Consider the following 13,136-nt stretch of genomic DNA (forward strand, 5'->3'; position numbering starts at 1 on the left):
CGGCTCAGCCGAGGACGATGCAGTCCTTGCCCTGGCGCTTGGCCTGGTACATGGCGGCGTCGGCGCGGGCGTAGAGGTCCTCCAGCTCGTCGCCCTCGCGCAGGCTGGTGATGCCCTGGCTGATGGTCACGCCGAAGCTTTCGCCGTCGTTGTGGAACTGCAGGCGCTGCACCTCACGCTGCAGACGCTCGGCCACCTGGCGCGCCTGCTCGCTGTCGCAGCCGGGGAAGACGATGGCGAACTCCTCGCCGCCGATGCGCCCGAACAGGTCGTCGCGGCGCACCACATAGGCGCCGCAGTGGGCCACGCGCTGCAGCACGCGGTCACCCATCTGGTGGCCGTGGCCGTCGTTGATCTTCTTGAAGTCGTCGATATCCAGCAGCAGGAACGACAGCGGCCGGCCGTTGGCGACCGCCTCGTCGAACAGGGTGCCGGCCTGGTCGAAGAAATGCCGGCGGTTGCTCGCGCCGGTTAGCACGTCGCTGGTGGCCAGGCGATGCAGCTCGCTCTGCAGCACCTTCTTCTCGGTGATGTCCTCGGCGATGCCGACGATCAGGGTCTGCCCGTCGAACAGGTTGGGCGGGCTGATGAAGCACTTGTCGCTGAGCCAGCGCACCTCGCCGTCGCCCCGGATGATGCGGTACTCGCGCTGCTCAACCGAGCCCACCTCGAGAACCGACGCCAGGCTCTGGGCGGCGTACTCCATGTCGTCCGGGTAGATGCTGTTGAGCCACTCGTTGTAGTCGGCCAGCAGCAGCGCGGCGCTGCGGCCGAAGATCTGCTCGTACGCCGGGCTGACGTAGACCACCTTCTGCTGCTCCCAGTCGAAGGCCCACAGCACCGCGTTGAGACCGGCCAGCAGGCTGCTCACCAGCAGCTCGCGTTCACGCAGGCGCTCAACCTCGCCGCGGCTGTGCAGCAGCGCCAGGGTCAGGGTTTCCAGCTCGCTGGGAGCCTGCTCGTTGTCGTCCATCGGACGTCGCCTTGTCACATTCATGAACTGAAGACTATGCGCCCAGCCGACTCGCTGGCGATGGTGGCAACCGGGTGTTGTGACGAGTGGCAGAAATTTCGACTCCGCAGTCAGGAAGCGGGAACCCGAAGCAGATTCTGCGGTATACCGAGGCCTTATAGATCTCAAGAGAATAAATAAAGAAATAAACATTCTTTTTAAGAATATGCATCTCCCCCTACTATCCGCTCCACGCCCAACCCCGGGCCACCATCCAAGGAGCAGAGTCATGAGCGCCACTCTCAGAAGCGTCGAAGGCCAGGACGAAGCCGGCATCCTGCGCGAAATCCAAGTAGCCCTGCAGAACCTGCGTTTCGGTTCGGTGGAAATCACCGTGCACAACGGCCAGGTGGTGCAGATCGAGCGCAAGGAAAAATTCCGCCTGCAGGCCCAGAACGCCAAGCAGGCCTGATCACCGCGAAACCCGACTGGACGACCGGAGGGCGCCACCATGAAAGTCAGCACACCCGCCACGAGCATGCCCATGCAGCGGCCCAGTCTTTGCCCAGCGCGAATGCGTCAGTGAGCGCCACGGCACCTCCGCAACGCCCATAAGCCAACACAGAACAACACCCGAGATTCAGGAGCTGCACCATGTCCATTCGTCGTTTCGCCCTGGCCGCACTGGCCTCCGCCCTGTTCGCCGGCCAAGCCGCCGCTGCCGCGGAAATCCTCAACGTGTCCTACGACCCGACCCGCGAGCTGTACCAGGAGTACAACGCCGCCTTCAACAAGCACTGGACCGCCCAGGGCAAAGAAGCCGTGACCATCCAGCAATCCCACGGTGGCTCGGGCAAACAGGCCCGCGCCGTGATCGACGGCCTCAAGGCCGACGTGGTGACCCTGGCCCTGGCCGGCGACATCGACGAGCTGAACAAGATCGGCAAGCTGATCCCCGCCGACTGGCAGAGCCGCCTGCCGCAATCCAGCACCCCGTACACCTCGACCATCGTGTTCCTGGTGCGCAAGGGCAACCCGAAAGGCATCAAGGACTGGGGCGACCTGACCAAGAAGGGCGTGGAAGTCATCACCCCGAACCCGAAGACCTCCGGCGGTGCGCGCTGGAACTTCCTGGCCGCCTGGGCCTGGGCCAAGCAGCAATACGGTAGCGACGCCAAGGCGCAGGAATACGTGCAGGAGCTGTACAAGCACGTGCCGGTACTGGACACCGGCGCCCGTGGCTCGACCATCACCTTCGTCAACAACCAGATCGGCGACGTGCTGCTGGCCTGGGAAAACGAGGCCTTCCTGGCCCTGAAGGAACAAGGTGGCGACCAGTTCGAAATCGTCGCGCCGAGCCTGTCCATCCTGGCCGAGCCGCCGGTGGCCGTGGTCGACAAGAACGTCGACAAGAAAGGCACCCGCGAAGTGGCCACCGCCTACCTGCAGTACCTGTACAGCGAGGAAGGCCAGCGCATCGCCGCGAAGAACTTCTACCGTCCGCGTGACGAGAAGGTCGCCGCCGAATACGCCAAGCAGTTCCCGCAGCTGAAGCTGGTCACCATCGACAAGGACTTCAACGGCTGGAAAGAAGCACAGCCGAAGTTCTTCAACGACGGCGGCATCTTCGACCAGATCTACCAGGCGCAGTAAGCGACTGAAAGCAGCCACAGGCCGATGACCTCGACCTGTGGCTTTTTGGTGTGTAGGTCGGAACAATCGCGTGCTCACCGCAACACCGGCTCACGCGGGTGTGTTCCGCCCTCGGCGCTTCACAACGGAATAAGGGACAGACAATGTCACGCCGCATTTCCCCCGTCATACCCGGCTTCGGGCTGACGCTGGGCTACACCCTGGTGTACCTCAGCCTGTTGGTGCTGATTCCCCTGGGTGCCATGTTCGTCCACGCCGCCCAGCTCAGCTGGGAGCAGATCTGGACCATCGTCACCGCCCCGCGCGTGCTCGCCGCGCTGAAACTGAGCTTCTCCACCGCCCTCGCCGCCGCCGTTCTCAACGGCATCATCGGCACGCTGCTGGCCTGGGTGCTGGTGCGCTACGACTTCCCCGGACGCAAGCTGATCGACGCCATGATCGACCTGCCGTTCGCCCTGCCCACCGCCGTCGCCGGTATCGCCCTGACCGCGCTGTACGCTCCGGCCGGCCTGGTCGGCCAGATCGCCACCTGGCTCGGCTTCAAGATCGCCTACACCCCGCTGGGCATCACCCTGGCGCTGACCTTCGTCACCCTGCCCTTCGTGGTGCGCACCATCCAGCCGGTGCTGGCGGACATCCCGCGCGAAGTCGAAGAGGCCGCCGCCTGCCTGGGCGCCAAGCCGTTCCAGGTGTTCCGCCACATCCTGGTGCCGGCCCTGCTGCCCGCCTGGCTGACCGGCTTCGCCCTGGCCTTCGCCCGCGGCGTCGGCGAGTACGGCTCCGTCATCTTCATCGCCGGCAACATGCCAATGAAGACCGAGATCCTGCCGCTGCTGATCATGGTCAAGCTCGACCAGTACGACTACCACGGCGCCACTACCATCGGCGTGCTGATGCTGGTGGTCTCCTTCATCCTGCTGCTGCTGATCAACCTGCTGCAGCGCCGCATCGAACGCCCGTAAGGAGGCCGCCATGACGACTACAACCCTGTCGGCCAGTGCCGCCGCCAACGCCGCCCGACGTGGCAGCGCGGCCGGGCGCATCGCCCTGATCGTCGGCGCCTGGCTGGCCTTCGCGATCTTCCTGCTGCTGCCGCTGCTGGTGGTGCTGCACGAGGCGCTCAAGCTCGGCCTCGGCACCTTCTTCACCGCACTGATCGAGCCGGACGCCATCAGCGCCCTCAAGCTGACCCTGCTCGCCGTGGGCATCTCGGTGCCGCTCAACCTGGTGTTCGGCGTGGCCGCCGCCTGGTGCGTGAGCAAGTACGAGTTCACCGGCAAGAGCATCCTGGTGACGCTGATCGACCTGCCGTTCTCCGTCTCCCCGGTGATCGCCGGCCTGATCTACGTGCTGCTGTTCGGCGCCCAGGGCTTCTTCGGCGAATGGCTGCAGGAGCGGGATATCCAGATCATCTTCGCCCTGCCCGGCATCGTCCTCGCCACCGTGTTCGTCACCGTGCCCTTCGTCGCCCGTGAACTGATCCCGCTGATGCAGGAACAGGGCACCCAGGAAGAAGAAGCCGCGCGCCTGCTCGGCGCCAACGGCTGGCAGATGTTCTGGCACGTGACCCTGCCCAACATCAAATGGGGCCTGATCTACGGCGTGGTGCTGTGCGCCGCGCGGGCCATGGGCGAGTTCGGCGCGGTGTCGGTGGTGTCCGGCCACATCCGTGGCTATACCAACACCCTGCCGCTGCATGTCGAGATTCTCTACAACGAATACAACCACGTCGCCGCGTTCAGCGTGGCCAGCCTGCTGCTGGCCCTGGCCCTGATCATCCTGCTGCTCAAGCAGTGGAGCGAAGCGCGTCTGTCCCGCCTCAAATCGAATGCCGACGAGGAATAAGCCATGAGTATCGAAATCCGTAACGTCAGCAAGCATTTCGGCGCCTTCCGCGCGCTCAACGACATCAACCTGGACATCAACAGCGGCGAGCTGGTGGCCCTGCTCGGCCCGTCCGGCTGCGGCAAGACCAGCCTGCTGCGGATCATCGCCGGCCTGGAAACCCCGGACAGCGGCAACATCGTGTTCCACGGCGAAGACGTGTCGCGCCACGACGTGCGTGATCGCAACGTCGGCTTCGTGTTCCAGCACTACGCGCTGTTCCGCCACATGACGGTGTTCGACAACGTCGCCTTCGGCCTGCGCATGAAGCCCAAGGGCGAGAAGCCCAGCGAACCGGAGATCGCCGAGCGCGTGCACGAGCTGCTCAACATGGTCCAGCTCGACTGGCTCTCCGACCGCTACCCGGAGCAGCTGTCCGGCGGCCAGCGCCAGCGCATCGCCCTGGCCCGCGCCCTGGCGGTGAAGCCCAAGGTGCTGCTGCTCGACGAACCCTTCGGCGCCCTCGACGCCAAGGTGCGCAAGGAGCTGCGCCGCTGGCTGGCGCGCCTGCACGAGGAAGTGCATCTGACCAGCGTGTTCGTCACCCACGACCAGGAAGAAGCCATGGAAGTGGCCGACCGCATCGTGGTGATGAACAAGGGCGTGATCGAGCAGATCGGCTCGCCGGGCGAGGTCTACGAGAAGCCGGCCAGCGACTTCGTCTACCACTTCCTCGGCGACTCCAACCGCCTGCATATCGGCGAGGACCAGCATCTGCTGTTCCGCCCGCACGAGGTCTCGCTGTCGCGCCAGGCAGTGGAAGAACACCGCAGCGCCGAAGTACGCGATATCCGCCCGCTGGGCGCGATCACCCGGGTGACCCTGAAGGTCGAGGGCCAGGACGAGCTGATCGAGGCCGAGGTGGTCAAGGATCACGACAGCCTGACCGGACTGGCCCGCGGTGAGACGCTCTACTTCAAGCCCAAGGTCTGGCAACAGCAGCCGTCCCTCTGAGCCCGTTAGCACAGGCGGAGCCGCGCCGGCTCCGCGACGCCAAAAATGCGATGCAAATCACTCTTTTGGCTCATCCTTTGCTATGGCAAGCGCAGTAGGCTGTTGCGACTGCGCTGACGGCCATCTGGCCAACCCATACATACGCGCCGACAAGAATAATAAGGAGCGACCGGGGATGAATCGTAATCCTTTGATTCGATTGATTTTTTCCATAACGCTAGGGATTCTGACGACGGTTTCAGCCGTGGCTCAGGCTGCCGCCATGACCGCGGCCGAACAGGTACAGGTGTACGCCAGCCGCGCCACCAGCAGCCTGCTTCTGATCCGTGGCGAGGGCTTCCAGGAGGAGTATCTGACTCGTCTGGAGAAGGATATTGCCGATCTGGAGACTGCCTCCCAGGCGGCCATGAGCGCCAGCTCGGAAATTCCCGGATTGACCACCAAACTTGTTACCCAGTTACGCCTAGGTGTTTCCTTTGGCCCCAAAGAAGACGACATGCCCTGGAGCTATCCGCAGGATCTGGCGCAATCCCTGCGTGATCTGCTGACCGTGGCGCGTGCCGTTCCGGATGCCGACCCGGTCGGCGAACTGCCGGCCCAGGTCGAATATCTGGCCGTGCAGTACCTCAGCCGCTCCTACATCGGCAGCTTCGAGATCGCCCGTGAACAGCCGGACAACTACGTTGGCCAGGACGAGCGCATCCTGGTGCCGCAGATCGACAAGGAGCTGGGCGCCCTTGACGGCAAGGCCAATCCGGTGGTGGCCAAGCTGCAGACCCGCTGGAAGTTCCTGCGCGCCGCGCTGATGGACATGAACAGCGGCAGCAACGCCCTGGCCAGCACCTCCGGCCGCGCCTTCGCGCCGACCACGGTGGACCGCCACACCCGTTCCATGACCGGCCAGTGGATGTCGCTGGGCCAGGTCGCCGGTTCGCCGTAAGCGAGACGGCAATGCACTGAGCCGGGCCAATGCCCGGCTTTTTTATGCCTGCTCGATCGACCTCGGCTATGCGCCGCGGTATTCGCCGGCCGCCTGCAGCAACCAGTCGCGAAACGCGCGCAGGGCGGCGGACTCGGCCTTGCGCTCGGGAATCATCAGGTAATAGGCCTTGTCGCTGCTGTGCAGCGCCGCCGGATGCGCCGGCACCAGCCGTCCCTCGGCCAGCTCGCGCTGGATCAGGAAGGGCGGGATCAGCGCCACCCCCATGCCGTGGCTGGCCGCCTGGGCCAGCATGGAGAACAGCTCGTAGCGCGGCCCGCCGAGGTCGTGTGGCACGCTCAGGCCCTGAGCCGCGAACCACTGGCGCCAGGCGTAGGGCCGGGTGCTCTGCTGCAGCAGCGGCAGGCTGGCCAGTTCGGCGGCCTCGAACTGCCCACGCCCGGCCAGCAGTTCCGGGCTGCACACCGGTTGCGGCTCCTCGGGCATCAGGAAGTGCGCCTCGGTACCCGACCACTCGGCATCGCCGAAATAGATGGCGGCATCGAAGGCGGTATCGGCGAACAGGAACGGCCGGGTGCGGTTGGTCAGGTGCACCGTCACCTCGGGGTGCAGGCGCTGGAAGTCCTTGAGGCGCGGCACCAGCCACTGGGTGGCGAAGGTCGGCACCACGGCCAGCTCGATGGCCACCGCGCCCTGCTGGCCCATGGCGGCCAGAGTATCGCGCTCCACCGCATCGAGCTGCGCCGCCACCTTGCGGCTGTACGCCAGGCCCGCCTCGGTCAGCTTGACCCCGCGCCGCGAGCGGCGGAACAGCTCGATGCCGAGGAATTGCTCCAGCCCGGCGATCTGCCGGCAGATCGCGCTCTGGGTCAGCACCAGCTCGTCGGCGGCCTTGGTGAAGCTCTGGTGGCGGGCGGCCGACTCGAAAGCCACCAGGGCGGCGGTACTGGGAATCCTGCGGCGCATCTATGCCATGACCTCACTCGAAAACCAATAAATTGCCTGCTCAGGCTATCTCGGAGTGAGTTATTCGCACAACAGCGTGCGAAATCCTCGTTTGCCCGCAGCCGTCACCGGGCCTAGTCTCTCTCCATCGCCCGGCCAAGCGCCGGTTTTCACTGCCACCGTTTCGAGGATTCGCTCATGGCCGCCAAGGCAAGCTTCAACTGGATCGACCCGCTCCTGCTGGACCAGCAGCTGACCGAGGAAGAGCGCATGGTGCGCGACAGCGCCCAGCAGTTCGCCGCCGACAAGCTGGCCCCGCGCGTGCTGGAAGCCTTCCGCCATGAAAAGACCGACCCGGCGATCTTCCGCGAGATGGGCGAGACCGGCCTGCTCGGCGCCACCATCCCCGAGGCCTACGGTGGCAGCGGTCTGAACTACGTGTGCTACGGCCTGATCGCCCGCGAAGTGGAGCGCATTGATTCCGGCTACCGCTCGATGATGAGCGTGCAGTCTTCCCTGGTGATGGTGCCGATCTTCGAGTTCGGCAACGAGGCCACCAAGCAGAAGTACCTGCCCAAGCTGGCCAGCGGCGAGTACATCGGCTGCTTCGGCCTGACCGAGCCGAACCATGGCTCCGACCCGGGCTCGATGATCACCCGCGCCAAGAAGGTCGACGGCGGCTACCGCATCAGCGGCAGCAAGATGTGGATCACCAACAGCCCGATCGCCGACGTGTTCGTGGTCTGGGCCAAGGACGACACCGGCGAGATCCGCGGCTTCGTCCTGGAGAAAGGCTGGGAAGGCCTGAGCGCCCCGGCGATCCACGGCAAGGTCGGCCTGCGCGCCTCGATCACCGGCGAGATCGTCATGGACAACGTGTTCTGCCCGGAAGAGAACGCCTTCCCCGACGTGCGCGGCCTGAAAGGCCCGTTCACCTGCCTCAACTCCGCGCGCTACGGCATCAGCTGGGGCGCCCTGGGCGCCGCCGAGTTCTGCTGGCACACCGCGCGCCAGTACACCCTGGATCGCACCCAGTTCGGCCGCCCGCTGGCGCAGACCCAGCTGATCCAGAAGAAGCTGGCCGATATGCAGACCGAAATCACCCTGGCCCTGCAAGGTTGCCTGCGCCTGGGTCGGATGAAGGACGAGGGCACCGCCGCGGTGGAAATCACCTCGATCATGAAGCGCAACAGCTGCGGCAAGGCGCTGGATATCGCGCGCATGGCCCGCGACATGATGGGCGGCAACGGCATCAGCGACGAGTTCGGCGTGGCCCGCCATCTGGTCAACCTCGAGGTGGTCAACACCTACGAGGGCACCCACGACGTGCACGCGCTGATCCTCGGCCGCGCGCAGACCGGCCTGCAGGCGTTCTTCTAAGCCCAGCCTCCCTCTCCCTCCGGGAGAGGGGCGGGGGTGAGGGCCCCTGCAGGCCACGCCGAGCTCCTCTCACCCCAACCCTCTCACGACGGGAGAGGGAGCTATCCGTGCTTATTCAAGGAGTCTCGCCATGCCCGGCGCCCTGTCCCATATCCGTGTCCTCGACCTGTCCCGCGTACTGGCCGGCCCCTGGGCCGGGCAGATACTCGCCGACCTCGGCGCCGAGGTGATCAAGGTCGAGCGTCCCGGCAGCGGCGACGACACCCGCCACTGGGGCCCGCCCTATATCAAGGACGCCGACGGCAACGACAGCCGCGAGGCGGCGTACTTCCAGTGCGCCAACCGCAACAAGCAGTCGCTGACCCTGGACTTCACCCAGGCCGAGGGCCAGCGCCTGGTGCGCGAACTGGCGGCGCAGTGCGACGTGGTGCTGGAGAATTTCAAGGTCGGCGGCCTGGCCGCTTACGGCCTCGACTATGAATCGCTGAAGGCGGTCAATCCACGGCTGATCTACTGCTCGATCACCGGCTTCGGCCAGGACGGCCCCTACGCCAAGCGCGCCGGCTACGACTTCATGATCCAGGGCCTCGGCGGGCTGATGAGCCTGACCGGCAAGCCCGATGGCGAGGACGGGGCCGGACCGATGAAGGTCGGCGTGGCGCTGACCGACATCCTCACCGGCCTGTACGCCACCGTCGGCGTGCTGGCCGCGCTCAGCGCCCGCGAGCACAGCGGCCAGGGCCAGTACATCGACGTTGCCCTGCTCGACGTGCAGGTGGCCTGCCTGGCCAATCAGGCGATGAACTACCTGGCCACCGGCAGCGCGCCCAAGCGCCTGGGCAACGCCCATCCGAACATCGTGCCGTACCAGGACTTCCCCACCGCCGACGGCGACTTCATCCTCGCCGTGGGCAACGACGGACAGTTCCGCAAGTTTTGCGAGGTCGCCGGACTCCCGGCTTTGCCCGACGACCCGCGTTTTTCCACCAACAAGGCACGCGTCGCCCACCGTACCGAGCTGATCCCGCTGCTGCGCCAGGCCACGGTGTTCAAGACCACCGCCGAGTGGGTCGCGCTGCTGGAGGCGGCCGGCGTGCCCTGCGGGCCGATCAATGATCTGGCCCAGGTGTTCGCCGACCCGCAGGTGCAGGCCCGCGGCCTGCGCGTGGACATGGCCAACGGCATGGGCAGCAGCACCCCGCAGGTGGCCAGCCCGCTGCGCCTGTCCACCACCCCAGTGGACTACCGCCTGGCCCCGCCGCTGCTGGGCGAGCACACCGATGCCCTGCTGCAGCGCCTGCTCGGCCTCGACGCCGAACAGATCGCCAGCCTGCGTGCCGCTGCAGTGATCTAGGCGAATGGCCTAAGCCTTCTCGGTGCCCAGCCTAGTCCTCGACCAGGCCGAAGCCGGTCTCGATCAGGCGGATATGGTCGAGCATGCGCCGCCGCGCCAGGCTGGCATCGCCGGCCAGCACCGCGGCGCCCAGGCGCGCCTGGTGCTCGCCGAGGCGCTGCAGTATCCATTGCGCCACATCGCCGCTCGGGTAGCTCTCCGCCACCGCACTGAGCACCCTGGCGAACAATGCCAGGGCACGGTTGCCGCTGAGCTCGGCGATACAGCGATCCAGCTCGCCGCTGCGGCGCAGACGCTCCATATCGCTGGCCGCGTGCAGGCGCTCCAGCTGCGCCTGCAGGCGCTGGCGCCCGTCGTCACTCAGGCGTGACGCGGCGAGCGCCACCACCGCCGGCTGCAGGTTCTTCCATACCGCATGGAAATGCGGCCCCAGCGACGGCGCCTGGCCCAGGTACTCCACGGCCAGGCGCACCGTGTAACTGGGGTCCGGCGTGTCCACCAGCAGGCCCCCACCGGGGCCGCGCCGGCTGCGCAGGATGGCATGCAGTTCGAGGGTGCGCACCGCCTCGCGCAACACCGCGCGGCTGACGCCGTGCAGCGCCTGCAGGTCCGGCTCGGCGCCGATGCGCGAGCCAGGGCCGAGGCCGGAGGCGGCGATGTTGCGCGCGATGACCACGGCCAGGCGGTGGCCGCTCTTGTCGTAGACCTTGCCGAAGGCGAAGTCCGGCGCCGCCGCCAGATGACTCATGGCCGAAGTGGGGCCGCGCTGCAGGCTGCCGCGCTGCTCGATGATCAGCTCACGGGTCAGCCGTAGCTTGTCGTGCACTCGCTCGCGCGCCTCCAGACCGTTACCGGCGATCAGCGCCTCCAGCAACTGGATCTTCAGCCGCCGTACCTGGCCGAACACCTCCTGCACCCTCAGCCAGGCATGCGGATCACGCGGTGTACGGCCACTGACGGTGACGTATTGCAGGGCCTCGAACAGCAGACTGATGGCCGGGTTGCCGGCCACCTGACAGATGAATTCGCGCACCTTGGTCAACAGCTGCAGCTCGGTGTTGAAGCAACCCGGCTGCTCCTCGCCCAGCTCGGCGATCAGCAGGCGCGCATGGGGAATGTCCGGCTCGTCCAGGCGCTCGGCCGCCAGCATCACCGCCTGCGATTCGACCAGCTCACGCGCCTCGTACAGCTCGTCGAAACTGACGTCGGTCAGCTCCAGGTAGGTGGCCAGCGCCAGCGCCGCCGAGTCCCGCGCCGGGCGGCTGATCACCAGGCCGCCGCCGCTGCCACGGCGCATGCTGGCCACCCCGTGGCGCTCCAGCTGGCGCACTGCCTCGCGCAGGGTGGAGCGACAGACGCCGTAGCGCTCCATCAACTGCGCCTCGGAGCCGAATACCCGACCCACCGGCCAGCCAATGGCGGCGATGTCGCGCTGCAGCGACTCGGCCACCCGCTCGGCCAGCTTGGCTGGCCGTACGGCATCGATACCTGACGTACCCGACATGTTTGCCGCCCAATCCGTGGAGAAGGCGACACATTAGTCCAGTTTTTTCCGATTTAATACGGCACCGGTGCACAGATATTCGCCATAGGGCATCAGCCCAATTCAGCTCGCTGATAACACCTTCGTGCGATATTAAGCCGCGCTTATACGGACCTAAGCTGGGTTCACACCCGTCACCCCCAACGCGTGCCAGGATGGCGCCGCGGAGAGCCTTGACCCATGTCCAATAACAACAACGGTTATCCCTCCAGCCTTTCTGCCTGGATCACCGTGACCATTCTGATGGTCGCCTACGTGCTGTCGTTCATCGACCGACAGATCCTCAACCTGCTGGTGGGCCCGATCCGCCGCGACTTGGTGATCAGCGACACGCAGATGAGCCTGCTGATGGGCTTGTCCTTCGCCCTGTTCTATACCGTCTGCGGCATTCCCCTCGGGCGCCTGGCCGACACCAAGAGCCGCCGCGGCCTGATCGCCATCGGCGTGCTGTTCTGGAGCGCCGCCACCGCCGCCTGTGGCATGGCCAAGCTGTACTGGCAATTCCTCATCTGCCGGGTCGGTGTCGGCGTCGGCGAAGCGGCGCTGTCGCCGGCCGCCTATTCGCTGATCGCCGACAGCTTCCCGCCCAATCGCCGCGCCACCGCCATGGCGGTATACGGCATGGGCGTGTACCTGGGTTCGGGCATCGCCTTCCTGCTCGGCGGCCTGGTGATCCAGTTCGCCTCCGCCCAGGGTGACGTGCATCTGCCCGTGCTCGGCGAAGTGCGGCCCTGGCAGCTGATCTTCCTGATTCTCGGCGCCGCCGGCGTGCTGTTCACCCTGCTGATGCTGGCCGTGCGCGAACCGGCCCGCCGCGGTGTGGGCGCCGGCGTGGCGGTACCGCTGGCCGACGTCGGCCGCTACATCCGCAGCAACCGCCGCACCGTGCTGTGCCACAACCTCGGCTTCGCCGGACTGGCCTTCGCCGGCTATGGCAGCGCCGCCTGGATTCCCACCTTCTACATCCGCACCTACGGCTGGGATGCCGGCCAGGTCGGCATCATCTACGGCTCCATCGTCGCCGTATTCGGCTGCCTCGGCATCGTCTTCGGCGGGCGCCTGGCGGACTGGCTGGCCAAGCACGGGCGCAGCGACGCCAACATGCGTGTCGGCCTGTATGCCGCCATCGGCGCCCTGCCCTTCGTCCTGGCCTTCCCGTTGATGGGCAGCGCGTTCTGGTCGTGCGTACTGATGGCGCCAACGGTGTTCTTCCTCAGCATGCCGTTCGGCGTGGCGCCGGCGGCGATCCAGGAGATCATGCCCAACTCCATGCGCGGCCAGGCCTCGGCGCTGTACCTGTTCGTCATCACCCTGATCGGCCTGGGCCTGGGCCCGACCGCCGTGGCCCTGGTGACCGACTTCGTGTTCGCCGACGACAACGCCCTGCGCTATTCGCTGCTGATCGTCACCGGCATCGCCGTGTGCGCCTCCGTGCTGCTGCTGTGGCGCGGCCTACACCCCTACCGCGAGAGCCTGCAGCGCCTGCAGCAGTGGTCGCTGAACCCGGCCTGAAGCGCAACTTGCGATGCTT

The 13,136-nt window shown here is 66.3% G+C and carries 12 protein-coding genes; 9 read left to right on the top strand and 3 right to left on the bottom strand.

All coding sequences use genetic code 11. From position 1 onward, the window contains the following. Positions 1 to 4 precede the first annotated feature (4 nt). Complete coding sequence (locus tag FFS62_RS15740; protein WP_137973776.1) at positions 5 to 973, bottom strand: sensor domain-containing diguanylate cyclase; 969 nt, start codon at positions 971 to 973, stop codon at positions 5 to 7. Between the two features lie 268 nt (positions 974 to 1,241). Here FFS62_RS15740 and oscA point away from each other — a divergent pair, with 268 nt between their 5' ends. The 6 genes from oscA to FFS62_RS15770 all read left to right on the top strand — a co-directional run bounded on the left by oscA (position 1,242) and on the right by FFS62_RS15770 (position 6,383). Then, positions 1,242 to 1,424, top strand: a complete 183-nt coding sequence (oscA, locus tag FFS62_RS15745) for a sulfur starvation response protein OscA (RefSeq protein ID WP_137973777.1) — start codon at positions 1,242 to 1,244, stop codon at positions 1,422 to 1,424. A gap of 182 nt (positions 1,425 to 1,606) precedes the next feature. Continuing rightward, the gene (locus FFS62_RS15750) at positions 1,607 to 2,605 is read left to right on the top strand and encodes a sulfate ABC transporter substrate-binding protein (RefSeq protein ID WP_137973778.1); all 999 of its coding nucleotides are present in this window, start codon (positions 1,607 to 1,609) and stop codon (positions 2,603 to 2,605) included. A 143-nt stretch (positions 2,606 to 2,748) separates the two neighbouring features. Next, a complete protein-coding gene (gene cysT, locus FFS62_RS15755) occupies positions 2,749 to 3,567 on the top strand; it encodes a sulfate ABC transporter permease subunit CysT (protein ID WP_137973779.1) in 819 nt (272 codons plus the stop codon). Between the two features lie 10 nt (positions 3,568 to 3,577). Further along, complete coding sequence (gene cysW / locus FFS62_RS15760; protein ID WP_137973780.1) at positions 3,578 to 4,450, top strand: sulfate ABC transporter permease subunit CysW; 873 nt, start codon at positions 3,578 to 3,580, stop codon at positions 4,448 to 4,450. Positions 4,451 to 4,453: 3 nt separating this feature from the next. Next, complete coding sequence (locus FFS62_RS15765; RefSeq protein WP_137973781.1) at positions 4,454 to 5,443, top strand: sulfate/molybdate ABC transporter ATP-binding protein; 990 nt, start codon at positions 4,454 to 4,456, stop codon at positions 5,441 to 5,443. A 175-nt stretch (positions 5,444 to 5,618) separates the two neighbouring features. Continuing rightward, positions 5,619 to 6,383 (top strand): hypothetical protein, encoded by a 765-nt coding sequence (locus FFS62_RS15770; RefSeq protein WP_137973782.1) that lies wholly within the window; start codon positions 5,619 to 5,621, stop codon positions 6,381 to 6,383. Positions 6,384 to 6,449: 66 nt separating this feature from the next. On the opposite strand, the gene FFS62_RS15775 is transcribed toward FFS62_RS15770, so the two are convergent. Beyond that, positions 6,450 to 7,349: a LysR family transcriptional regulator gene (locus tag FFS62_RS15775; RefSeq protein WP_137973783.1), complete on the bottom strand. Its 900-nt coding sequence runs from the start codon at positions 7,347 to 7,349 to the stop codon at positions 6,450 to 6,452. A gap of 177 nt (positions 7,350 to 7,526) precedes the next feature. Between FFS62_RS15775 and FFS62_RS15780 the strand changes: the two genes are divergently transcribed. Then, positions 7,527 to 8,708 (top strand): acyl-CoA dehydrogenase, encoded by a 1,182-nt coding sequence (locus FFS62_RS15780; RefSeq protein WP_137973784.1) that lies wholly within the window; start codon positions 7,527 to 7,529, stop codon positions 8,706 to 8,708. Positions 8,709 to 8,838: 130 nt separating this feature from the next. Then, entirely contained in the window at positions 8,839 to 10,062 is a 1,224-nt protein-coding gene (locus FFS62_RS15785; protein ID WP_137973785.1) for a CaiB/BaiF CoA-transferase family protein, read from the top strand. Between the two features lie 31 nt (positions 10,063 to 10,093). On the opposite strand, the gene FFS62_RS15790 is transcribed toward FFS62_RS15785, so the two are convergent. Further along, entirely contained in the window at positions 10,094 to 11,566 is a 1,473-nt protein-coding gene (locus tag FFS62_RS15790) for a FadR/GntR family transcriptional regulator (RefSeq protein ID WP_137973786.1), read from the bottom strand. A gap of 219 nt (positions 11,567 to 11,785) precedes the next feature. Here FFS62_RS15790 and FFS62_RS15795 point away from each other — a divergent pair, with 219 nt between their 5' ends. After that, complete coding sequence (locus FFS62_RS15795) at positions 11,786 to 13,117, top strand: MFS transporter (protein WP_137973787.1); 1,332 nt, start codon at positions 11,786 to 11,788, stop codon at positions 13,115 to 13,117. Positions 13,118 to 13,136 lie beyond the last annotated feature (19 nt).

The organism is Pseudomonas sp. F(2018) (assembly GCF_005508865.1).
In the GTDB taxonomy this organism is placed as follows: domain Bacteria; phylum Pseudomonadota; class Gammaproteobacteria; order Pseudomonadales; family Pseudomonadaceae; genus Aquipseudomonas.

Coding starts and splice junctions, on each gene's coding strand:
- FFS62_RS15740 (WP_137973776.1), bottom strand. CDS start 973: ATGGACGACAACGAGCAGGCTCCCAGCGAGCTGGAAACCCTGACCCTG.
- oscA (WP_137973777.1), top strand. CDS start 1,242: ATGAGCGCCACTCTCAGAAGCGTCGAAGGCCAGGACGAAGCCGGCATC.
- FFS62_RS15750 (WP_137973778.1), top strand. CDS start 1,607: ATGTCCATTCGTCGTTTCGCCCTGGCCGCACTGGCCTCCGCCCTGTTC.
- cysT (WP_137973779.1), top strand. CDS start 2,749: ATGTCACGCCGCATTTCCCCCGTCATACCCGGCTTCGGGCTGACGCTG.
- cysW (WP_137973780.1), top strand. CDS start 3,578: ATGACGACTACAACCCTGTCGGCCAGTGCCGCCGCCAACGCCGCCCGA.
- FFS62_RS15765 (WP_137973781.1), top strand. CDS start 4,454: ATGAGTATCGAAATCCGTAACGTCAGCAAGCATTTCGGCGCCTTCCGC.
- FFS62_RS15770 (WP_137973782.1), top strand. CDS start 5,619: ATGAATCGTAATCCTTTGATTCGATTGATTTTTTCCATAACGCTAGGG.
- FFS62_RS15775 (WP_137973783.1), bottom strand. CDS start 7,349: ATGCGCCGCAGGATTCCCAGTACCGCCGCCCTGGTGGCTTTCGAGTCG.
- FFS62_RS15780 (WP_137973784.1), top strand. CDS start 7,527: ATGGCCGCCAAGGCAAGCTTCAACTGGATCGACCCGCTCCTGCTGGAC.
- FFS62_RS15785 (WP_137973785.1), top strand. CDS start 8,839: ATGCCCGGCGCCCTGTCCCATATCCGTGTCCTCGACCTGTCCCGCGTA.
- FFS62_RS15790 (WP_137973786.1), bottom strand. CDS start 11,566: ATGTCGGGTACGTCAGGTATCGATGCCGTACGGCCAGCCAAGCTGGCC.
- FFS62_RS15795 (WP_137973787.1), top strand. CDS start 11,786: ATGTCCAATAACAACAACGGTTATCCCTCCAGCCTTTCTGCCTGGATC.